Consider the following 20,274-nt stretch of genomic DNA (forward strand, 5'->3'; position numbering starts at 1 on the left):
GGCCGGCTCAGCGTCCCCAGCGCAGCACCAGCGGATCGAGCCGGCGCGCCACCTTCAGCAAACCCTCGCGCGTGGCCGGATGCATCGGCTGCAGCGGATGCCGCACGGCATCCGAGCGGATCACGCCGCCTTCCTGCATCAGCACCTTGGCCGTGGCCAGCCAGCCCTGTCGGTTTTCGTAGTTGATCAGCGGCAGCCATTGCTGGTAGCGGTCGGCCGCCGCGTCGGCATCGCCGGCCTGCCAGGCATCGAGGATCTGGCGGATGCCGTCCGGGTAGCCGGCCCCGGTCATGGCGCCGGTGGCGCCGGCTTCCAGGTCGGCCATCAGCGTGATGGCTTCCTCGCCGTCCCAAGGCCCCACGATAGCGTCGCCGCCCAGCGCGATCAGTTCGCGCAGCTTGGCGGCCGCCTGCGGCACCTCGATCTTGAAGTACGACACATGGGCCAGTTCGCGGGCCATGCGGGCCAGGAACGGCGCCGACAGCGTGGTGCCGCTGACCGGCGCATCCTGGATCATGATCGGGATGTCGATGGCCGCCGATACCGTGGCAAAGAACTCGTAGATGCTGCGCTCCGGCACCCGGATCGTGGCGCCGTGGTACGGCGGCATGACCATCACCATGGCGGCACCGGCGTCCTGCGCGGCGCGGCTGCGCTCGGCGCAGATGCGCGAACTGAAATGCGTGGTGGTGACGATCACCGGCACGCGGCCGGCCACGTGATCGAGCACGGTGGTCATCAGCCGCTGGCGCTCGTCGTCGGTCAGCACGAACTGCTCGGAGAAGTTGGCCAGGATGCAGATGCCGTGCGACCCGGCATCGATCATGAAGTCGATGCAGCGGCGCTGGCCGTCCAGGTCCAGCCCGCCCTGGGCGTCGAAGATCGTGGGCGCCACCGGGAACACGCCGCGATACTGGGTCGGGGTTGGGGTAGGACTGCGGGCCGGAATCTGGGTCATGCGGGTCTCCTGGTTGTCTTGTGCCGCCAAATATACGGGCCGCCCGCTGGCCTGCCTATTGAATCCTGCGGATACCCCGATCGCCTGCGGTGATCGCTCGGCGGCGGGCCAGTGCGCCGACGCCGCGTTAACCCCGATATCACCGCCGCTTATCGCCGCTTCAGAAATGCTCAGTTTTCGGGGGGTACTCATCTCCGTATAGTGGACGTCACGCAGCGCAGACTGCCCATCGACGGAGACAATCATGAAGACATGGATGGCCGGCACCCTGGCCGGTATCGCGGTGTTTGGCATGGCGGCGCCATGCGCCCGGGCCGACGACGCGCGCCCGATCCGCATGATGGTGGGCGCCGCGCCCGGCGGCGGCACCGACATCATGGCGCGCATCGTCTCGGACAAGCTGTCCGCCATCCTGAAGCAGCCCGTGGTGGTCGACAACCGCCCCGGCGCATCGAACACCATCGCCGCCGACATCACCGCCAAGGCCCCGCCCGACGGCAACACGCTGCTGATGGGCGTGTCGACGTCGCAGGCCATCGCGCCGCACTTGCTCAAGCTGCAGTTCAACCCGCTGAAGGACCTGGTGCCCGTGGCCCTGGTGGCCCAGGTGCCCAACGTGCTGGTGGTGAACAACCAGCTGCCGGTCCATGACGCCAGGACGCTGGTGGCCCAGATCCAGGCCAACCCGGACAAGTACCGCTACAGCTCGTCGGGCGTCGGCAGCACGCAGCATCTGGCGGCGGCGGCCTTCGTGCACCAGATCCACGGCAAGATGCTTCATGTTCCCTACAAGAGCAGCGCCAGCGGGCTGGTGGACCTGATGGGCGGCCAGGTGGACATGAGCTTCGAGACCATGCCGTCGGTCATCAACCATATCAAGGCCGGCAAGCTGCGCGCGCTGGCCGTGACGTCCGACAAACGCTCGGCGCTGCTGCCCAACGTACCCACGCTGAAGGAAGCGGGCGTGCCCGACATCCAGGCCAATACCTGGTACGGCGTCTACGCCACCGCCGGCACGCCCCCGGCCACGCTGCAGAAAATCAGCGCCGCCATGGCCCAGGTCATGAAGGACCCCGACACCGTCCGCCGCCTGGCCGACGTGGGGGCCGTGCCCGGCGCGATGGACCCCGCCCAGTTCGACGCCTTCTCGCGCAGCGAATATGCGCGCTACGGCAAGCTGATCGCCGAACTCGGCGTGAAACTGGACTGAATGGACTGAATGGACGCAATCCTCTGATGGACCGAAACATGCCCCAACGCCCCCGTATTGCCATGGTGCTCGGCGACCCCGCCGGCATCGGCCCCGAACTGATCGCCCGGCTGCTGGCCGACCCCGTTGCCGCGCAGGCGCGCATCCTGCTGATTGCCGACCGCGAGGAATGGCGGCGCGGCATGGACGTGGCGGGCGTGAGCCTGTCGCTGCCCGAAGTGGAGCGGCCCGACTTCCAGGGCACCGAGCAGGGCCCGCGCCTGTATCACTGGAACCTCGACGACAAGCCGGCCTACCCGCGCGGCGAGGCCAGCGCCGCAGGCGGGCGCTACTGCCTCGGTACGCTGCCGGTGGCGATCACGCTGGCCCAGGCGGGCCAGGCCGATGCCATCCTGTTCGGCCCGCTCAACAAGAGTTCGATGCATGCGGCCGGCATGGGCCACAGCGACGAATTGCACTGGTTTGCCGAGAAGCTGGGCTATGGCGGCCCGTTCTGCGAATTCAATGTGCTGGACGGCCTGTGGACGTCGCGCGTGACCTCGCACGTCGCCATCAAGGAGGTGCCCGCGCTGATCACCCCGGCCCGCGTGCGCGACGCCATCGACCTGATCGACCACGCGCTGCGCCGGTCCGGCGTGGCGACCCCGCGCATCGCCGTATGCGGCCTGAACCCGCACAACGGCGACAACGGCGCATTCGGCCGCGAGGAAATCGACGTGATCGGCCCGGCCGTGGCCGAGGCGCAGTCGCGCGGCGTGGCGGCACAAGGCCCGTTCCCGGCGGACACCATCTTCCTGAAGGTCCAGGGCGGCCCGGACCAGCGCCAGTTCGATGCCATCGTCACGATGTACCACGACCAGGGCCAGATCGGCATCAAGCTGATGGGCTTCTCGCGCGGCGTGACGGTGCAGGGCGGGCTGCCCGTGCCGATCACCACGCCGGCCCACGGCACCGCCTTCGACATCACGCAACAGGGCCGGGCCAATCCGGGCGCCACGCTGCAAGCGTTCCACCTGGCCTGCCAGATGGGCGCCCGCCGGCTGGCGGATGCCCGCGCCGCCTGACCCCATCGCCACCAGGACTCCACCATGAAAATCACCAACGTCCGCGCCCGCGTCTTTCAATGGAAAGGCAAGACGGTGCCGCCGCAGGCGCACTTCTGCACCAATGCCACCGACATCCTGTACGACCGCGGCGACGCCATGGGGTCGTTCCGCTTCCACGACTGGCTCGTGGTCGAGGTGGAAACCGACGACGGCCATGTGGGCATCGGCAACTGCGCGCTGGCCCCGCGCGTGGCCAAACAGATCGTCGACCAGTACCTGACGCCGATCGTGATCGGACAGGACCCGTTCGACAACGAATACCTGTGGCAGAAGATGTACCGCCGCACCCATGCCTGGGGCCGCAAGGGCATCGGCATGGCGGCGATCTCGGCCGTCGATATCGCGCTGTGGGACCTGATGGGCAAGGCCACCGGCCGGCCCGTGTTCAAGCTGCTGGGCGGCCGCACCAAGGAGAAGATCTGGTGCTACGCGTCGAAGCTCTACAACAACGATGACCGCGACGCCTTCCTGGGCGAAGCCCAGCGTTACCTGGATCAGGGCTTCACGGCGATGAAGATGCGCTTCGGCTATGGCCCCAAGGACGGCCCGGCCGGCATGCGGAAGAACCTGGAACAGGTGCGCCTGCTGCGCGAGCTGGTGGGCGATGGCGTGGACATCATGCTCGAGTGCTATATGGGCTGGACGCTCGAATACGCCCGCCGCATGATCCCGCGCCTGGCCGAATTCAATCCGCGCTGGCTGGAGGAGCCGGTCATCGCCGACGACATCGAGGGCTACGCCGAACTGAAGAAGATGAGCCCGTTCCCGATCTCGGGCGGCGAGCACGAATTCACGTCGTACGGCTTCAAGGACCTGCTGGAACGGCGCGCGGTGGACGTGATCCAGTACGACACCAACCGCGTGGGCGGCATCACCGCGGCACAGAAGATCAACGCGATGGCCGAGGCCTGGTCGGTGCCCGTGATCCCCCACGCCGGCCAGATGCATAACTACCACCTGACCATGGCGTCCACGGCATCGCCCATGTCGGAGTTCTTCCCGGTCCACGACGTGGAGGTGGGCAACGAGCTGTTCTACTACATCTTCCAGGGCGAACCCGCGCCGGACAACGGCTACCTGCAGCTGGACGACCACCTGCCTGGACTGGGCCTGTCGCTCAACGAGGCGTATTTCGACCAGTTCGAGATTATCGGGTGATTGCCGGGAAGGCCCACACCATCGTCACCTGTCGCCATAGTGATAGCGGCAGCTGACGATGGACACCGCCGCGTCGTCGGCCTGGTAGACAAGGCGATTTGTGTCATCGATGCGCCGTGACCAAAAGCCTGTCAGGTTTCCTTTCAGGGGTTCGGGCTTGCCGATGCCTTCAAATGGAGACCGCCGCGCGTCTTCGACCAGTTGATTGATCCGTTTCAACGTCTTGCGGTCCTGGCCCTGCCAGAACAGGTACTGCTCCCACGCATCGGCCGTGAACAGGATGTTGCGCGTCATTCGGCCGCATCGTCCGGGTCGACGAGTTTCCGCTGCTGCATCTCGCCTGCGCGCAACTGTTCCATGGAACGGGCAAGGTGAGCGGCGTTCGCCGGAGAGTTCAGCAGGTAGATCGTTTCCGCCCAACTATCGTATTGCTCCTGCGACATGATCACTGCGTTCGGCGCATCCCGGCGCGTGATCAGCACGGCGTCGTGGTCTTCAATCGCCTGATCGATGACTGCCTTGAGATTGTTGCGGGCGTCTGAAAAATGAACTGTGCGCATTTCATCACTCCCAATACATGTCCAATTAGCTGTACAAGTATAGCGGCATTGGCCCCGGTCCAACAGTCAACCTTGCTCAAGTTGCACTGCACAACAAATAATAGAGCGGCTTGTACCTCACGTGAGTCACCTTCGGGAGCGTCGGATGAACGAGGAAGGCAAGACCGCCGCGGCGCGCGAGCCGCTGCTGATCGACCTGGCGCTGCAGGGCGGTGGCGCCCACGGCGCCTTTACCTGGGGCGTGCTCGATCGCCTGCTGGAAGAGCCATGGCTCGATATCGACGGGATATCGGGCACGTCGGCCGGGGCGATGAATGCCGCCGTGCTGGTCTACGGCCATGCGCTCGATGGCCGGGCAGGCGCCCGCCGGGCGCTGGAAGCGTTCTGGCAGCGGGTGTCCGATGCCGCCCGCTTCAGCCCGTTCCGCCGCACCCCGCTCGACGTGATCCTGGGCCGCTGGACGCTCGACAATTCCCCGCTGTTCGTCGCCGCCGACCTGGCCGCGCGCATCTGGTCGCCCTATGACCTCAACAAGGCCGGCAGCAATCCGCTGGCCGAGGTGCTGCAGGCCACCATCGATTTCGATGTGCTGGCCCAGGCGCCGATTCATCTGTTTGTCACGGCCACCAATGTGGAAACGGGCCGTGGCCGCGTATTCAAGAACACGGAAGTCACGGCCAGCGTGCTGCTGGCATCGGCCTGCCTGCCCACGGTGTTCCAGGCCGTGGAGATCGACGGCGTGCCGTACTGGGATGGCGGCTATGCGGGCAATCCCACCATCACGCCGCTGGTGCACGAATGCCAGTCGCGCGACACCATCCTCGTGCAGATCAACCCGGTGGCGCGCGCCGGCGTGCCCCGCTCGGCGCGCGACATCCTGAGCCGGGTCAACGAGATCTCCTTCAACGCCGCCCTGCTCAAGGAACTGCGCATGATCGCCGTGCTGCAGCGCGTGGCCGACCCTGGCGCTGCCGAGGGCGCCCAGTGGGCCGACATGCGCATCCACCGCATTGCCAGCGAGCGCATGGCCGAATTCGGGTCGTCGTCGAAGATGAATGCCGAATGGCCGTTCCTGTGCATGCTGCGCGACGAAGGCCGCGCGGCGGCCGGGCAGTTCCTGGCCATGCATGGCGACGCGCTGGGCAACCAGTCCTCGTTCGATCTGGACGAACTGCTGCGGGAGGTCTGAACCATGGACTTGCCAGGCATCGTCATCGCCCTGGCGGCGATGGTCTGGATGGCGTTCCGGGGCTGGAGCATCCTGCTGATCGCCCCGGCCGCCGCGCTGCTGGCGGCCGCCACGGCGGGCGACCCGTTGCTGGCCAACTGGACGCAGACCTTCATGGGCACGGCGGCGGGCTTCGTCGCCCAGTTCTTTCCGCTGTTCCTGCTGGGCGCGCTGTTCGGCAAGCTGATGGATGACAGCGGATCGGTCACCGCGATTGCCGACTGGATGACGCGCACGCTCGGCCCCCGCCGCGCGATACTGGCCGTGGTGCTGGCCGGCGCCCTCCTCACCTATGGGGGTGTCAGCCTGTTTGTGGCGTTCTTCGTGCTGGCGCCGATGGCCCATGCGCTGTTTCGCGCGGCCGACATCCCGCACCGGCTGATGCCGGCCGCCATCGTGCTGGGCACCTCGACCTTCACGATGTCGGCGCTGCCCGGCACGCCGGCGATCCAGAACGCGATTCCGATGCCGTTCTTCAGCACCACGCCGTTCGCGGCGCCAGGGCTGGGCATCATCGCCAGCCTGATCATGCTGGCATTCGGCATGTGGTGGCTGGCGCGCTGCGAAGCTGCCGCGCGCCGCAAGGGGGAAGGCTATGGCGGGGGATTGCCCGATGGCGTCGGGGAGGTGGGCGAGGTGGCCCAGGTGGTTCAGGTGGCCGAGGTGGCCGAACGCCCGCTGATCCGCGAGCGCGCCAGCACCGCACATGAGTTCGATCCGGCCGAAGCGCGGCATGGCCGGCGCAGCGCCGAGCCGCCCGGCGCGCTGGTGGCGCTGCTGCCGCTGGCCGTGGTGATTGCGGTGAACCTGACCATGAGCCTGGTCGTCCTGCCGCGGCTGGATGCGGACTATCTGGCGCTGCCGGAATGGGGCGCCACGTCGTTGCAGGCCGTGGGCGGGGTGTGGTCGGTGATCGTCGCGCTGGCGGCGGCCATCGTTTGCCTGGTGCTGCTGAACTGGCGGCGCCTGACCGCGCTGCGCGAAACCATGGGCGCCGGTGCGCACGCCGCAGCCCTGCCGGTGCTGAGCGTGGCCAGCCTGGTCGGCTTTGGCGCCGTGGTGGCGGGCCTGCCGGGCTTTGCCGTGGTACGGGACTGGGTATTGTCGATCGAAGGTGGCCCGCTGGTATCGCTGGCCGTGGCCACCAACGTGCTGTCGGCGCTGACCGGCTCCGCGTCGGGTGGCCTGACCATCGCGCTCGATGCGCTGGGCGGCACCTACCTGGCGCGGGCGCTGGAAATCGGGCTCGATCCCGCCGTGCTGCACCGCGTGGCCGTGATGAGTGCCGGCACGCTCGACACACTGCCGCACAACGGCGCAGTGGTCACGCTGCTGGCCGTCTGCGGCACCACGCACAAGCAAAGCTACGGCGGCATCGTGATGGTCGGCATCGTCGGGCCGCTGCTGGCGCTGGTGGCCGTCATCGTGCTCGGCACACTGGTCGGATCGTTCTGACCCGGCCAGTGCCCCGGCACAGCTTCCGGGCCGCTCCGGACGCTCCGGCCCATCAGCCCGATCAGGCCGACTGTACGCGGTAGCGTTCCAGCCAGTGGGCGTACGGCGCGGGCAGCACCCACGACGGACGCTCCACGCCCAGCTTCATCGCGGCCTGGTACGGCCAGTGCGGGTTCGACAGCATGGCGCGGCCCACCATCACCAGATCCATCTGGCCCTGCTCGACCACGCGGTTGGCCACCACGGGGTCGTCGATGCCCCACGACGACGCCACCGGCAGGCCGGCCTCGCGATGCACGCGCTCGGCGATCGGCGCCAGGAATGCCGGGCCCCAGGGGATGTTGGCATCGGGCGTGGAAAAGCCGACGCTGACGTTCAGCATGTCCAGGCCGCCCTCGCGCATGGCGCGCACCAGTTCGATCGAATCCTTGAGCGTCTGCTCGTCGTTGCCGTCATACTCGATCACGCCGAAACGGGCGGTCAGCGGCAGGTTCCGCGGCCACACCTCGCGCACGGCGGCCAGCGTTTCGAGCAGGAAGCGGCCTCGGCCGATGGCGTCCTTGCCGTATTCGTCGGTACGCGCGTTGCCGTGGACCGAAAAGAAGCTCTGCGCCAGATAGCCGTGTGCGAAGTGCAGTTCCAGCCACTGGAAGCCGGCGTCGCGGGCGCGCCGGGCGGCGGCCACGAAATCGGCCTGGATGCGGGCGATATCGTCGTGCGTCATCGCTTCGGGCATCTTCGACAGGTTGCCGCCGAACGGCTTGGCCGACGGCGAGATGGTCTTCCAGCCACGGTCGTCGCCCTCGGGAATATGGTCGTCGCCTTCCCAAGGACGGTTGGCGCTGGCCTTGCGGCCGGCATGGGCGATCTGGATGCCGGGAACGGCACCACCCGCCTTGATGGCCTCGGCAATGCGTGCCATGCCGACGGCCTGTTCGTCATTCCACAGCCCCGTGCATCCCGGCGTGATGCGGCCTTCCGGCGACACCGCCGTGGCCTCGACAATCACCAGGCCGGCGCCGCCACGGGCCAGGCCGGCGTAGTGGGACAGGTGCCAGTCGTTGGTAACACCGTCGATGGCGCTGTACTGGCACATCGGGGGCACCGCGATGCGGTTGCGCAGCGTCACGTCTTTCAGGGTGAACGGGGTGAAAAGTGCAGGCGTAGTCATGTATGGTCTCTGCATGTTGCAATGCAGCGATATTAGCCACGCGCCGCTATAATGAAAACCGTCTACGCGTTATCACTTCGATAAGAGTTCATTATGCTCAACCCCCAATGGCTGCGCTCGTTTGCCATGCTGGCGCAAACCGGCAGCTTTACCAGCGCAGCCGACGAGCTGGGCCTGACCCAGGCCGCCGTCAGCCAGCACATCCGGCATCTGGAGGATGCGCTCGGTCCGCTGCTGATCCGCCGCCCGCGTGCGCTGGAACTGACGCCGGCCGGCCGCGCGCTGCTGGAATACTGCGCCGACATGGAACTGGCCAACGACCGCCTGCGCGCCCGGCTGGTCGACGATGGCGAGTCCGGCGTGGTCGGGCTGATCACGCCCGGCAGCATTGGCCTGTTCCTGTATCCGCGCCTGCTGGACCTGCAAGGCAAGACGCCGGGACTGATCATCCGCCACCGTTTCGCGCCCGACGCCGAGGTGCTGGAAGGCGTGCTGCAAAACCGCTTCGACGTGGGGCTGGTGTCGCTCAAGCCCGACGATCCCCGGCTGACCGCGACGCCCTTTAGCGAGGAACCCCTGGAACTGGTCTATCCGGCGGGCGAACAGGTGCAGGGCTGGGACGATCTGCAGCGCATCGGCTTTGTCGACCATCCCGACGGCAAGACCATGGCCAACCGCCTGCTGAGCCGGCACTATCCGGGCAATCCGGGCGTGCATACCTTGCCCTGCCGGGGGTTCAGCAACCAGGTGAGCCTGATGCTGGAACCGGTGGCGCGCGGCTTTGGCTTTACCGTGATTCCGCGCTATGCGCGCGAGGCCTTCGTGCAGAAGGACCAGATCCGGGTGCTGGACTGCCACGCGCCGGTGATCGACAAACTCTGGCTGATCCACCGCTCGGAATGGGCCCTGGCGCCCCGCGTGGCGCGCGTGGTGGACTACCTGCGCACGCAGGTGAACACTGCCGCGTAGTGGCGGGGAACGACGTGCCTCAGCGTTGGCGGGGCCGGCTGCCCAGCCGGGCGATCACGTCGGCATGCGCCGGGTGCGAGGCCGCCAGCCGCAGGGGATCGGCCAGTTCGAATTCGCTGAACTCGAAGCCAGGGGCCACCGTACAGCCGGCCAGCGCATAGCCGGCGGCGCCTTCCGGGGCGGGCACGCGTTCGGCGGCAAACCAGCAGCCGGCCGGCACGACGGCCTGGAACACGGTGCCGGGCCGCGCCAGCGGATTGCCAAGCCGGTGCGTGACGAGCGCGCCGTCGGGCGTCAGCCAGTGCACGTGGATCGGGTCTCCGGCGTAGAAGTGCCACGCCTCGTCGGCGCGGATGCGATGCCAGGCCGAAAAGGCGGTATCGCACAGCAGGTAGTAGATCGCGGTGGAAGCCGAACGCTCGGCGTCATCGGGCAGGCGCCGCACACGGGCCGCGTCGCGGAACGTTTCGCGGTAATAGCCGCCTTCCGGGTGCGGAATCAGGCCAAGATCGTCGATCAGGCGTTGCTGCGGGGTATCGGTCATGGTGAAGCGCGGCAGTGGCACGGCGGGCCGCCACCATACCATGGTGCCCCGGGCGAACAGTGCAGGATTTGCCAAGACAGCCCTGCCGCGCTGCGCTAGTCTGCCGGCCATGTCCGGAAATCCGCCCGCGTTTCGCCGCCGATGACGATCCGGGCCTGCAATCCGCCCCCTGCCAAGATCCAAGATGTCGCGCCCCGTTCCCGCCTGGCTGCCCGCCATGGCCTTTGTCCTGATCTGGTCCACCGGTTTCATCGTCGGCAAGGCCGTCGTGCCGGTGGCCGATACCAGCCTGTTCCTGCTGGCCCGCTTTGCGCTGGCCACGCTGATGTTCGCCGCCGTGGCCGCCGCCGTGGCCGCCGCCGGGCGCGCCGCATGGCCGCCGCTGTCGCAGGTGCCGCGCCATCTGCTGGCCGGCGCGCTGATGCAGGGCATCTACCTGTGCGCCGGCTATGGCGCGGTGGCGCATGGCCTGTCCCCATCGATCATGGCACTGCTGGGCGCGCTGCAGCCGTTGCTGACCGCCCTGCTGGCCATCCCGCTGCTGGGCGAGCAGCCGACCGCTCGCACCTGGCGCGGGCTGGGGCTGGGCGCGCTGGGCGTGGGTCTGGTAGTCTTGCCAGCCATGCAGGCCGGCGCGCCGCACGCGGTGTCCCCGTGGATCGTGCTGGTCGGCGTGCTGGCGATTGTCTCGATCACGATGGGAACCCTGCTCCAGAAAACCTCGATCCGCCGCGCGGATATCCGCGCCAGTTCGGCCTGGCAAAACGCCGGGGCGCTGCTGGTGGCCGGCGTGGTCGTGAGTGCTTCGGGCGGCATCGGCGCGTTGCGCTGGCAAGGCGGCCCCACGTTGTGGATGTCGCTGGCGTGGGCCGCGGTGGTGCTGTCCGGCCTGGGCACGTGGCTGTTGCTGGGCCTGGTGCGGCGCGGCCAGGCGGCCAATGTCGCCGCGCTGATGTTCCTGGCGCCGCCGCTGGCGGCCGTGCAGGCCGCACTGCTGTTCGGCGACCGCCTTGGGCCCGTGCAGTGGCTGGGCATGGCCATCGCCGGGGTGGGCGTCTGGCTCTGCCAGACCCAGGGCAAGCCGCGTCATGCCGAAGCTCGTTGAGCACGCCTCGCCCCTGGTCGAACCGCGCCGCTACCCGCACCGGCCGTTCGGCCACGCGCACGACTATCACCAGTTGTTGTTTGGCGTGGACGGCCAGACCGAGCTGGAAATCGACGGCCACGCGTACCGGGTGGACGGCACGCACGGCCTGGTCATCCCGGCCGGCATGCACCACCTGTGCAGCGGCCTGACCGACAACCTGCAACTGGTGGCCGACTTTCCCTCAAGCTCCGTGGCACTGCCGGCGCGGCTGATGGCAACGCCCCGCATGTTCCCGATGGATGCCGCCTTTGCCACGCGTGTCCGGCGGCTGGCCACCGCCCATCAGGCGTCCGGCACCGCGCCGGCCCAGCATGCCTGGCAACAGGCCGCGGCGCTGGCGGGCGGCCTGTCCGCCATGCTCGGTCTCGATGACCGCCAGGCCGATGCGGCACGCTTTCCGGTGGGCGCCATCGACCATTACCTGCGCACCCATCTTTCCACGCCGTTGCGGGTGGACCAGCTCGCCGCACGCATCGGCTGGGGGGCCCGGCGCTTTCATACGCTGTTCTGCGAGGCATTCGGCGACACGCCCCACGGCTATCAGACGCGCCTGCGGCTGGACCAGGCCGTGCAGTGGCTGATGGCCGGCACGATGCCGCTGGCCGATATCGCGTCGGGCGTCGGCTATCCCGACCAGACCACCTTCACCCGCGCCTTCGCGCGGCGTTTTGGCATGCCGCCGGCCGCGTGGCGCATGGCCGCCGCGGCCTGACGCGCAACTTTTACAAAGCCGGGTAAGGGACGCACAAGGCGCCCACGACGCGCACACGCGCCGCGCACTGGCATAGCGGGAGATCCCCGCCCCAGGCGCGCGGCAGCACGCGGCTGCGCGACCGGTACGGAACTTGCGAAGCTAGCCCTTCGCCATGACGAACGTTGCCGAACCCTCCCTGCTGCGCCCGGGCCACAACTGCTGGCGCGTGGCCCCGTGCACGCGCTTCGCGATGCTCGTCGATGCCGATGCGTATTTTCCGGTGCTGCGTCAGGCGCTGACCCGCGCAGAGCACAGCATCTTCATTCTTGGCTGGGATATCGACAGCCGTACGCGGCTGCAGCCGGAATCGCCCACCGACGGTCTGCCGGCCGAACTGCGCGACTTCCTCAACGCCCTGTGCCGCCGGCGCCGGGGCCTGCGCGTCTACGTGCTGAGCTGGGATTACGCGATGGTGTTCGCGCTGGAGCGCGAATTCCTGCCGGCCGCCAAGGCGCACTGGCAAGCCCACCGGCGGCTGTCGTTCTGCCTCGACGGCAATCATCCCGTGGGCGCCTCGCATCATCAGAAGGTGGTGGTCATCGACCATCGGCTGGCGTTTGTTGGCGGGCTGGACCTGACCATCCGTCGCTGGGACACCCACCACCACCTGCCGGACGATCCGCGCCGCGTGGACCCCGACGGCAAACCCTACGCGCCGTTCCACGACGTGCAGTGCATGGTCGATGGCGAGGCCGCGCACGCGCTGGGCGAACTCGCGGCCGACCGCTGGCTGCGCGCGACCGGACGACATCCGCGCGTGCCACCCCCTCTGGCGGCATCGGCCACCGACCTGTGGCCCGAACAGGTGGCGCCCGACATCACCAACGTGCCGGTCGGTATCAGCCGCACATTCCCCATGCGCGACGACGAACCCGGTATCAGCGAGATCCGCACGCTCTACACCGATGCCATCGGCGCCGCCCGCGACAGCATCTACCTGGAAAACCAGTACTTCAGCTCGGGGCTGATCGCCGACGCGTTTGCGGCGCGGCTGCGCGAGCCCGACGCGCCGGACATCGCCCTGGTATCGCGCCGCACCGAAAGCGGCTGGCTAGAAGAGGCCAGCATGGGCGTGCTGCGGGCGCGCCTGTATCGCGGCCTGCGCGCGGCCGATCCGGATGGGCGCTTCCAGTTGTACTGTCCGCACGTGCCCGGCCTGGGCGATGCCTGCGTCAACGTGCACAGCAAGATCATGGCCGTGGACGACCGCCTGCTGACCATCGGCTCCGCCAACCTGAGCAACCGTTCGTTCGGGCTCGATACCGAGTGCAACCTGGCGATCGAATCCCGGGGCGACCCGCGCGTTGCCGCCGCCATCCGCGCCATGCGCGACCGCCTGCTGTGCGAGCACCTGGCCGTCACGCCCGACGCGCTGCACCAGGCCATGGCCGCGCACCCGCGCCTGAACGCCGCGCTGGCCGCGCTGCATCGGCCCGAAGGGCGCACGCTGCAACCCTTTGCGCCCGCCGTGCCCGACAACGTGGACGCCGCGCTGCCCGATGCCACGCTGCTCGATCCGATGGAGCCCATCGACGCCGAACAGGTCATGGCCGAGTTCGTCGGTCCCGATGCCCGCCCGCATGTGGCCAGCCGTGTGGCGCTGCTGGTGGCATTCGTGCTGCTGCTGGCCGGCGTGGTCTTTGCCTGGCACTACACGCCGTTGCGCGAATGGGCCGATTTCCGCCACGTGCTGGCCTTGGTGCAACGCCTGGACGACATGCCAATGGCCCCGCTGGCGATGATGGGCGCCTTTGTCGCCGGCGGGCTGGCGCTATTCCCGGTGACGGTACTGATCGTGGTGACCGTGGTGGTTTTCGGGCCTCTGTACGGTGGCGCGATTGCGCTGGCCGGGACCGTGCTCAGCACGGCGGCCGGCTACACCGTGGGACGCCTGCTGGGGCGCAACGCCGTGCAGCGCTTTGGTGGGCGGCGGCTGAACCGCCTGAGCCAGAAGGTGAGCCAGCACGGCCTGCTGGCCATGGTGGCGCTGCGGCTGGTGCCGGTGGCACCGTTCACGCTGGTCAACCTGGTGGTCGGGGCGTCGCGCATCCGGTTGCGCGACTGCCTGCTGGGCACGGCCATCGGGATGTCGCCGGGCATCATCGTGTCGGCGTCGCTGGTGGACCGCATCGCGGCCGTCGCCCAGCATCCCGAGCCGAAGACGTTCGCGCTGCTGGCGCTGGTACTGCTGATCCCCGCCGCGCTGTGGTGGGGGTTGCGGCGCCGCCGCCAGCGGCGCAGCCGGGCGGCCCATGGTCATGCGCGGGCCGGCACCGCGCCGCAGCCGCCGCACTGCTGCCGCCCGCCGTCCGGCGAAGGTGCCCGATGACCGCCCGCGAGCCGCGCCACGCGGCGCCAACCGCGCTGCATGCCGATATCGCGGTGGCCAGCTACAACATCCACGGCGGCGTCGGCACCGATGGGCATTTCGTGCCCAAGCGCATTTGCGAGGTCATCAACGAACTGCGTGCCGACATGATTGCCCTGCAGGAGGTAGAGACGCGCGGCACGGGGTTCGACATGCTGCGCTTCCTGTCCCAGCACACCGGCCTGCACGCGATTCCCGGCCCGACGCTGGTGCGCGACGATGGCGACTACGGCAACGCGCTGCTCACGCGCTACCCGCCGCTCAAGGTGCGGCAGATCGACCTGAGCGTGAAGGGGTGCGAGCCGCGCGGCGCCATCGACGCACTGCTGGAATGCAATGCCATCGAATCGGGCACGTTCGCGCTGCGCGTGATCGCCACGCACCTGGGCCTGCGCCCGGGCGAACGCCGCTGGCAGGTGCGGCGCCTGCTGACCGCGCTGGCCGAGGCGCCGGCGCAGCCGACCATCCTGCTTGGCGACGTCAACGAGTGGTTCCTGTGGGGCCGCCCGCTGCGCTGGCTGCATGCCTACTTCCAGCGCACGCCGCATGTCTCGACATTCCCGTCGCGGCTGCCGTTCCTGGCGCTGGACCGCATCTGGACGTCGCCGCGCGCCCACCTGGTGGCGGTATCGAGCCATCGCACGCCACTGGCCCGGCTGGCGTCCGACCATCTGCCGCTGCTGGCCAGGATGCGGCTCACTTCGGCATAGCAACCGTTGCATACCGCCCCGCGCCCGACCCGGGCAGCGATGACCCGCGGCGAAGCCGGCCGCAACGCGCAGGCGCAACGTTGCACTGCAACGCCGGCATGCGCCACAGGGCGCGTCCGGCATGGCGGGCACCCGTTGCCGCAGGGCCGCAATACGGGTATTTCGCTAGGCGGGCGCGCTAGATTGGGGCCATGACGCTGCCTATACTGACTTGCACACCGTGCATGCCATCGGGCGTGGACGTGTGTTTCCGATAACAACGGGCGGGTGAATGGTGGCCCCGGGAGGACGCCACCGAAGGTCATGTCGATACGGCCTGCCCCATGAACAGGAAAAGTGGAGATGGGCATGCCCAGCGAACAGTTCCTTGCTACCCAGGAAACCCGCCGCTCAGGGCTGCGTGCCTTGCGGGCGGCGTTGCTCCAGGTCCACAAGGAGGTCATCGGCTATGACCGCGGCCAGTATGAAAGACTGCATGGGCCGATTCCCGCAGGACAGTTTGTGCAACTGGTGACGGAAGAATCGTTCTTCCGCTGGCTCGATCCGTTGTCGCGCCTGATCATCGAGATCGACGAGGAACTCGACGGCGACGAGCATCACGATGAAACCTGCCGCGCCGTGGCCGGCGCCACGCAGAAACTGTTCAGCGAACACGGCGACCAGGCATTCCGCCGGCGCTATCAGGAAGCCCTGCAGGACGAAGCCTCGGTCACGGTGGCACACGGCAGGCTGATGTCCGTCATCGGCCAGCTGCGCCAGCTGCCGTAGCCGCCACGATCAAGCCAAGGGCGGCCGCCTAGCGGCCCCTGCCACCCCCCCGGCCGCCGCCACGGTAGCCGCCGCCATACGCGCCACCATATCCACCGCCATACCCGCCGCCATATCCCCTGCCATACGCGCCGCCGTAGCCGCCGTACCCCCGGTAGCCCCCGCCGTAGCCGTGATAGCCGCCGTGATAGCCGCCGTGATATCCACCGTGATAGCCATACCCGCCACGGTAGCCGTAGTAGCCGCGATGTCCGTAGTACCCCCCGTAGTACCCCCGATACCCGCAGCACCCGTAGCCGAACCAGATGCTGCTGTAGACCGGCCAGCCCGCGTAGCCATACGGATATCCGTAGGGATAGCCGGCGTAGTAGCCGCCGTAGTAGTTGCCGTAGTAGTACGGATAACCGCTGTAGAACGTGCCGTAGGCGTTGATCGGATAGCTGGCGTCACCCGTGCCGGTGTAACTGCTGTAGCTGCCGGCATAGCTGCCGTAGGTCGTGCCATAGGCGTCATAGCCCGGATAGGCCACGCAGCCGCCCAGCATCAGGGCCGTCCCGGCCACGACTCCCGCGAGCATCCCGCGTATAGCAACCATTTCCCGTCTCCCGCCTGCCTTCGGAGCGCGTGCGCCCAGCCTCTTGATTCTATTGCTTATGGATGGGCACACAAGCTAGTGCCCGCCCCTAGGACGCTGCATGACATTGCACCGAAATAATCACATTGACCGCAGGGATACTTGCAAATGATAATCGCTCCCATTTCTTATTATTACAAGACATTACACCAGGGAAATGAGCCGTTATCCGCACACCCACCGTATTACCCGGTCGCTGGCCGCTTGCCCGGCCCTGCTCGTCGGGCTGGTTCACGCGCAAAGCGCCACGCCGGCACCACAAAACCTGCCGGCGGTCACCGTCAAGGCCGACGCCAGCAAGGAACTGGGCTCCGGGTATAACCCGTCCAGCACCGTCAGCGCGACCAAGACCGACGCCCCGCTGCGCGACATTCCCCAGACGGTCAACGTGGTGACCGCCGAGGTCATGCAGGACCAGCACGCCACGTCGATGCAGGACGTGCTCAAGAACGTGCCGGGCGTGAGTTTTTCGACGGGCGACGGACAGCGCGACCAGGTATCGATTCGTGGCTTTTCGGCCATTGCCGACCAGTTCGTCGACGGCATTCGCGACGACGCGCTGTACTTTCGCGATCTGTCCAACGTCGATCGGGTCGAGGTCATCAAGGGGCCGGCCGCGGTGCTGTATGGCCGGGGTTCGTCGGGTGGCCTGATCAACCGCGTGACCAAGAAGCCGGGGCTGGACGTGACGGACTTCGCGTTGAGCTATGGCATGTGGGCCGATCGCCGCGTCGAAGGCGATGTGGGCCGTGTGTTCGCGGATGGTGCCGCGGCCTTCCGCATCACGGCCGCCCACGAGGAAGCCAACAGCTACCGCTCGCAGCAGTTCCTGAACCGCACGGCCGTGGCGCCGTCGCTGGAACTGCGCCTGGCGCCGCAGACGACGGTATTGCTGCAGGCCGACTACCTGGAAGACCGCCGCGTCACCGACTTCGGCATTCCGGCGTACAAGGGCCGGCCGGTGGCGGTGGACCCGTCCACGTACTACGGCGCCGCCAATGCCCGCGATTCGGACTACAGCCAGAGCCGCGTGTACTCGGGCACGGCAACGGTCAACCATCGCTTCAACGAGAACTGGTCGATCCGCAATGCCACGCGCTACTACCATTACTCGCTGGAACGGAACAACACGCTGACCAACACGGTCAACGAAGCGGCCCAGACCTTCACGATGAACCACGGCAATGTCTATCGTGAAGAGCACGGTTGGTTCAACCAGACCGACCTGACCCAGAAGGCGCAATTCCTGGGCATGCAGCACGAACTGCTGTACGGCGTGGAAGTGGGCCAGCAGAACAAGGACGTGATGAACTACACGGCGCCGGTGCGAAATTCGGCCGGCGCGGTGGCGAACTTTGCGCTGTTCAACCCGATACTGCCCACGTTGCCGCGCCTGGTCGGCGGCAACCCCGGCACGAGCAACCTGGGCGTCTTCAAGACGCTGGGGCTCTACACGCAGGACATGATCCAGTTCTCGGAGCAGTGGAAGGCGCTGGTGGGCGTGCGCTACGACCGCTTCGAGCAGGAGACCTTCCAGCGCGTGCCGGGACAGGCCGACCTGTCGCGCACGGACAATGCTTGGAGCCCGCGCGCGGGCCTGGTCTGGCAACCATCGAAGCAGCAGTCGTACTACCTGTCGTGGAGCCGGTCGTTCCAGCCGTCCGGCGAAGCCTTCTCGCTGGCCGCCAACAACGCCCAGCTGGCGCCGGAAACCACACGCAATACCGAGGTGGGCGCCAAGTATGACTTCCTCGATGGCAAGGCCAGCACCACGGTATCGCTGTTCCGCATCGAGCGCACCAACATCAAGGTGACCAACGCCACCGGTACCGCGCTGATCCCGATCGGCGAGCAGCGCACCGATGGCCTGGAACTGAGCGGTGCCGCGCAACTGGGCGGCGGCTGGCGCATGCTGGCCGGCTATGCCTATCTGGATGCCGTGGTCACGCAGTCCACGCCCGCGCTGCAAGGCAAGCGGGCCACGCTGACGCCGCGCCATTCCGGCAATGTCTGGATCACCAAGGACCTGGGCCACGGCTTCGGCCTGGGCGGCGGGCTGAACCTGGTGGGCGCGCGGCAGGCCGATCCGGCCAACACCGTGACGCTGCCGGGCTATGTCACCGCCGACATGGTGGCGTGGTATCGGCGCGGCAAGTTCGAGGCCCAGCTCAACGTGTACAACCTGTTCAACCAGGGCTACATCGTTTCGGGGCACGGTTCGAGCCCGAACCTGAACCTGCCCGGCGCCCCGCGCAGCGTGATGGCGACGGTGCGGTATCGCATGTAAGGGCCATCCGGCCGATGGCCGGGCCCTGGCGCCCTGCCCCCTGCCCCCTGCCTGACAGGAGGATGCGCCGGCTCCGCCGCATCCTCCTGTGTCACCGGCGCCGCCGGGCGCCCCTCTCCATCGCCCGCAAACCGTTACCCGGCGCGGCTTTCCGCGTGGTGACACAGGGCGACATACTTCGCGCATGGCGCCCCACCCGATCGCCTCCTACATTTGGCTCACCGACGCCGCGACCGCTACGCCAGGCGTCACCGCCAAACCGAAAGGACGATCATGCAACTTCATCAAGTCACCCTGCTGGCCACCGGCGTCATCGTCGCCGCGTCGATGGTCGAAGCCGCGTTCCTGGCCCGCAAGGCCCGCCAGCAAGGCAAGACCTACCCGTGGCACGAAATGGGCCTGTCGCTGGTCGACATGATCGGCCGCAAGCTGATGGCCTTCCTGCCGCTGTCGCTGGCCACGCCGATCTTTGCACTGGCCTGGCAGCACCGCATCTTCACGGTGGAGATCAACAGCGCGCTGGCCGTGCTGCTGCTCTTCGTCGGCCAGGAATTCTGCTACTACTGGTATCACCGCGCCTCGCACCGCATCCGCTTCTTCTGGGCCACGCACGCCGTGCACCACTCGCCCAATGAACTGACACTGGGCACCGCGTATCGCCTGGGCTGGACCGGCAAGATCACCGGCACCGCCATCTTCTTCGCGCCGCTGGTGTTCCTGGGCGTGCGCCCCGAGGTGGTACTGGCCACGCTGAGCCTGAACCTGCTGTACCAGTTCTGGCTGCACACCACCTGGATTCCCAGGCTCGGCTGGCTCGAATACGTGTTCAACACCCCGTCGGCCCACCGCGTGCACCATGCTTCCAACGTGGACTACCTCGATGCCAACTACGGCGGCGTGCTGATCCTGTTCGACCGCCTGTTCGGCACCTACGTGGCGGAGCGCGACGACGAACCGTGCCGCTTCGGCCTGGTGCACCCGACCACCACGCACAACCCGCTGGTCAACCAGTTCGAACACTGGATCAGCCTGGGCAAGGACATGCTGGCATCGGGCAGCCTGGCGAACGCCATCGGCTACCTGACGATGCCTCCGGGCTGGGCACCGAACGGCCAGGGCACCACGACCGAGGAACTGCGCCAGCAGCAGACGCTGCAACGGGGGCAGCAGATCGATCCGGAAATGGATGGGAAGGTGGCAGTCGCGCAGTAACGGCGGGAGTCGCAACGGAAGAACGGGCAGCGTGG

Annotated in this window: 19 protein-coding genes; 13 read left to right on the plus strand and 6 right to left on the minus strand. The window is 67.8% G+C overall.

Features of this window, described 5'->3' with window-relative positions:
* Positions 1-7: 7 nt before the first annotated feature.
* On the minus strand, positions 8-958 hold the full coding sequence (locus AC24R4_RS01915; RefSeq protein ID WP_487522094.1) for a dihydrodipicolinate synthase family protein: 951 nt from the start codon (positions 956-958) through the stop codon (positions 8-10).
* A 244-nt stretch (positions 959-1,202) separates the two neighbouring features.
* On the opposite strand from AC24R4_RS01915, the gene AC24R4_RS01920 reads away from it, so the two are divergent.
* From AC24R4_RS01920 to AC24R4_RS01930, 3 genes are read left to right on the plus strand one after another with little or no spacing between them, the layout of a single operon-like run.
* Complete coding sequence (locus tag AC24R4_RS01920) at positions 1,203-2,168, plus strand: Bug family tripartite tricarboxylate transporter substrate binding protein (RefSeq protein ID WP_153947917.1); 966 nt, start codon at positions 1,203-1,205, stop codon at positions 2,166-2,168.
* A 38-nt stretch (positions 2,169-2,206) separates the two neighbouring features.
* The gene (locus AC24R4_RS01925; protein WP_400395997.1) at positions 2,207-3,232 is read left to right on the plus strand and encodes a 4-hydroxythreonine-4-phosphate dehydrogenase PdxA; all 1,026 of its coding nucleotides are present in this window, start codon (positions 2,207-2,209) and stop codon (positions 3,230-3,232) included.
* Between the two features lie 24 nt (positions 3,233-3,256).
* Positions 3,257-4,432 carry an L-rhamnonate dehydratase gene (locus AC24R4_RS01930; protein WP_400395998.1) on the plus strand — a complete coding sequence of 392 codons (1,176 nt, stop codon included), beginning with the start codon at positions 3,257-3,259 and terminating at the stop codon, positions 4,430-4,432.
* Positions 4,433-4,456: 24 nt separating this feature from the next.
* Here the strand turns inward: AC24R4_RS01930 and AC24R4_RS01935 are convergent, their stop codons facing one another.
* Positions 4,457-4,726 (minus strand): Txe/YoeB family addiction module toxin, encoded by a 270-nt coding sequence (locus AC24R4_RS01935; protein ID WP_487522095.1) that lies wholly within the window; start codon positions 4,724-4,726, stop codon positions 4,457-4,459.
* Positions 4,723-4,992: a type II toxin-antitoxin system Phd/YefM family antitoxin gene (locus AC24R4_RS01940; protein ID WP_066740286.1), complete on the minus strand. Its 270-nt coding sequence runs from the start codon at positions 4,990-4,992 to the stop codon at positions 4,723-4,725. Before AC24R4_RS01940 ends, AC24R4_RS01935 begins: the two co-directional genes overlap by 4 nt.
* 145 nt (positions 4,993-5,137) lie before the next feature.
* Between AC24R4_RS01940 and AC24R4_RS01945 the strand changes: the two genes are divergently transcribed.
* A complete protein-coding gene (locus AC24R4_RS01945; RefSeq protein WP_487522096.1) occupies positions 5,138-6,181 on the plus strand; it encodes a patatin-like phospholipase family protein in 1,044 nt (347 codons plus the stop codon).
* Positions 6,182-6,184: 3 nt separating this feature from the next.
* Positions 6,185-7,675 carry a GntP family permease gene (locus tag AC24R4_RS01950; RefSeq protein ID WP_487522097.1) on the plus strand — a complete coding sequence of 497 codons (1,491 nt, stop codon included), beginning with the start codon at positions 6,185-6,187 and terminating at the stop codon, positions 7,673-7,675.
* 61 nt (positions 7,676-7,736) lie between these two features.
* Here the strand turns inward: AC24R4_RS01950 and AC24R4_RS01955 are convergent, their stop codons facing one another.
* Positions 7,737-8,846, minus strand: a complete 1,110-nt coding sequence (locus tag AC24R4_RS01955; protein ID WP_400396616.1) for an NADH:flavin oxidoreductase/NADH oxidase — start codon at positions 8,844-8,846, stop codon at positions 7,737-7,739.
* Between the two features lie 93 nt (positions 8,847-8,939).
* On the opposite strand from AC24R4_RS01955, the gene AC24R4_RS01960 reads away from it, so the two are divergent.
* Positions 8,940-9,815: a LysR family transcriptional regulator gene (locus AC24R4_RS01960; RefSeq protein ID WP_487522098.1), complete on the plus strand. Its 876-nt coding sequence runs from the start codon at positions 8,940-8,942 to the stop codon at positions 9,813-9,815.
* 19 nt (positions 9,816-9,834) lie between these two features.
* Here AC24R4_RS01960 and AC24R4_RS01965 read toward each other — a convergent pair whose 3' ends face one another.
* Entirely contained in the window at positions 9,835-10,359 is a 525-nt protein-coding gene (locus tag AC24R4_RS01965) for a cupin domain-containing protein (protein WP_487522968.1), read from the minus strand.
* 184 nt (positions 10,360-10,543) lie between these two features.
* On the opposite strand from AC24R4_RS01965, the gene AC24R4_RS01970 reads away from it, so the two are divergent.
* The 5 genes from AC24R4_RS01970 to AC24R4_RS01990 all read left to right on the plus strand — a co-directional run bounded on the left by AC24R4_RS01970 (position 10,544) and on the right by AC24R4_RS01990 (position 16,106).
* Positions 10,544-11,464 (plus strand): DMT family transporter, encoded by a 921-nt coding sequence (locus tag AC24R4_RS01970; protein ID WP_400396932.1) that lies wholly within the window; start codon positions 10,544-10,546, stop codon positions 11,462-11,464.
* The gene (locus AC24R4_RS01975; RefSeq protein ID WP_400396929.1) at positions 11,448-12,218 is read left to right on the plus strand and encodes a helix-turn-helix transcriptional regulator; all 771 of its coding nucleotides are present in this window, start codon (positions 11,448-11,450) and stop codon (positions 12,216-12,218) included. The genes AC24R4_RS01970 and AC24R4_RS01975 overlap by 17 nt, the downstream gene beginning before the upstream one ends.
* Before the next feature lie 154 nt (positions 12,219-12,372).
* Positions 12,373-14,589: a VTT domain-containing protein gene (locus AC24R4_RS01980; RefSeq protein ID WP_487522099.1), complete on the plus strand. Its 2,217-nt coding sequence runs from the start codon at positions 12,373-12,375 to the stop codon at positions 14,587-14,589.
* Positions 14,586-15,338, plus strand: a complete 753-nt coding sequence (locus tag AC24R4_RS01985) for an endonuclease/exonuclease/phosphatase family protein (RefSeq protein WP_487522100.1) — start codon at positions 14,586-14,588, stop codon at positions 15,336-15,338. Before AC24R4_RS01980 ends, AC24R4_RS01985 begins: the two co-directional genes overlap by 4 nt.
* A 342-nt stretch (positions 15,339-15,680) precedes the next feature.
* Positions 15,681-16,106 carry a hypothetical protein gene (locus AC24R4_RS01990; protein WP_066740307.1) on the plus strand — a complete coding sequence of 142 codons (426 nt, stop codon included), beginning with the start codon at positions 15,681-15,683 and terminating at the stop codon, positions 16,104-16,106.
* A gap of 28 nt (positions 16,107-16,134) precedes the next feature.
* Here AC24R4_RS01990 and AC24R4_RS01995 read toward each other — a convergent pair whose 3' ends face one another.
* A complete protein-coding gene (locus AC24R4_RS01995) occupies positions 16,135-16,701 on the minus strand; it encodes a hypothetical protein (RefSeq protein ID WP_487522101.1) in 567 nt (188 codons plus the stop codon).
* A 196-nt stretch (positions 16,702-16,897) separates the two neighbouring features.
* Here AC24R4_RS01995 and AC24R4_RS02000 point away from each other — a divergent pair, with 196 nt between their 5' ends.
* Positions 16,898-19,027, plus strand: coding sequence for a TonB-dependent receptor (locus AC24R4_RS02000; RefSeq protein ID WP_400396541.1), 2,130 nt, complete (start codon positions 16,898-16,900; stop codon positions 19,025-19,027).
* A gap of 273 nt (positions 19,028-19,300) precedes the next feature.
* Positions 19,301-20,239 (plus strand): sterol desaturase family protein, encoded by a 939-nt coding sequence (locus AC24R4_RS02005; protein ID WP_487522102.1) that lies wholly within the window; start codon positions 19,301-19,303, stop codon positions 20,237-20,239.
* Positions 20,240-20,274: the final 35 nt, after the last annotated feature.

It is taken from the genome of Cupriavidus sp. CER-90, assembly GCF_057652055.1.

Coding starts and splice junctions, on each gene's coding strand:
- AC24R4_RS01915 (WP_487522094.1), bottom strand. CDS start 958: ATGACCCAGATTCCGGCCCGCAGTCCTACCCCAACCCCGACCCAGTAT.
- AC24R4_RS01920 (WP_153947917.1), top strand. CDS start 1,203: ATGAAGACATGGATGGCCGGCACCCTGGCCGGTATCGCGGTGTTTGGC.
- AC24R4_RS01925 (WP_400395997.1), top strand. CDS start 2,207: ATGCCCCAACGCCCCCGTATTGCCATGGTGCTCGGCGACCCCGCCGGC.
- AC24R4_RS01930 (WP_400395998.1), top strand. CDS start 3,257: ATGAAAATCACCAACGTCCGCGCCCGCGTCTTTCAATGGAAAGGCAAG.
- AC24R4_RS01935 (WP_487522095.1), bottom strand. CDS start 4,726: ATGACGCGCAACATCCTGTTCACGGCCGATGCGTGGGAGCAGTACCTG.
- AC24R4_RS01940 (WP_066740286.1), bottom strand. CDS start 4,992: ATGCGCACAGTTCATTTTTCAGACGCCCGCAACAATCTCAAGGCAGTC.
- AC24R4_RS01945 (WP_487522096.1), top strand. CDS start 5,138: ATGAACGAGGAAGGCAAGACCGCCGCGGCGCGCGAGCCGCTGCTGATC.
- AC24R4_RS01950 (WP_487522097.1), top strand. CDS start 6,185: ATGGACTTGCCAGGCATCGTCATCGCCCTGGCGGCGATGGTCTGGATG.
- AC24R4_RS01955 (WP_400396616.1), bottom strand. CDS start 8,846: ATGACTACGCCTGCACTTTTCACCCCGTTCACCCTGAAAGACGTGACG.
- AC24R4_RS01960 (WP_487522098.1), top strand. CDS start 8,940: ATGCTCAACCCCCAATGGCTGCGCTCGTTTGCCATGCTGGCGCAAACC.
- AC24R4_RS01965 (WP_487522968.1), bottom strand. CDS start 10,359: ATGACCGATACCCCGCAGCAACGCCTGATCGACGATCTTGGCCTGATT.
- AC24R4_RS01970 (WP_400396932.1), top strand. CDS start 10,544: ATGTCGCGCCCCGTTCCCGCCTGGCTGCCCGCCATGGCCTTTGTCCTG.
- AC24R4_RS01975 (WP_400396929.1), top strand. CDS start 11,448: ATGCCGAAGCTCGTTGAGCACGCCTCGCCCCTGGTCGAACCGCGCCGC.
- AC24R4_RS01980 (WP_487522099.1), top strand. CDS start 12,373: ATGACGAACGTTGCCGAACCCTCCCTGCTGCGCCCGGGCCACAACTGC.
- AC24R4_RS01985 (WP_487522100.1), top strand. CDS start 14,586: ATGACCGCCCGCGAGCCGCGCCACGCGGCGCCAACCGCGCTGCATGCC.
- AC24R4_RS01990 (WP_066740307.1), top strand. CDS start 15,681: ATGGGCATGCCCAGCGAACAGTTCCTTGCTACCCAGGAAACCCGCCGC.
- AC24R4_RS01995 (WP_487522101.1), bottom strand. CDS start 16,701: ATGGTTGCTATACGCGGGATGCTCGCGGGAGTCGTGGCCGGGACGGCC.
- AC24R4_RS02000 (WP_400396541.1), top strand. CDS start 16,898: ATGAGCCGTTATCCGCACACCCACCGTATTACCCGGTCGCTGGCCGCT.
- AC24R4_RS02005 (WP_487522102.1), top strand. CDS start 19,301: ATGCAACTTCATCAAGTCACCCTGCTGGCCACCGGCGTCATCGTCGCC.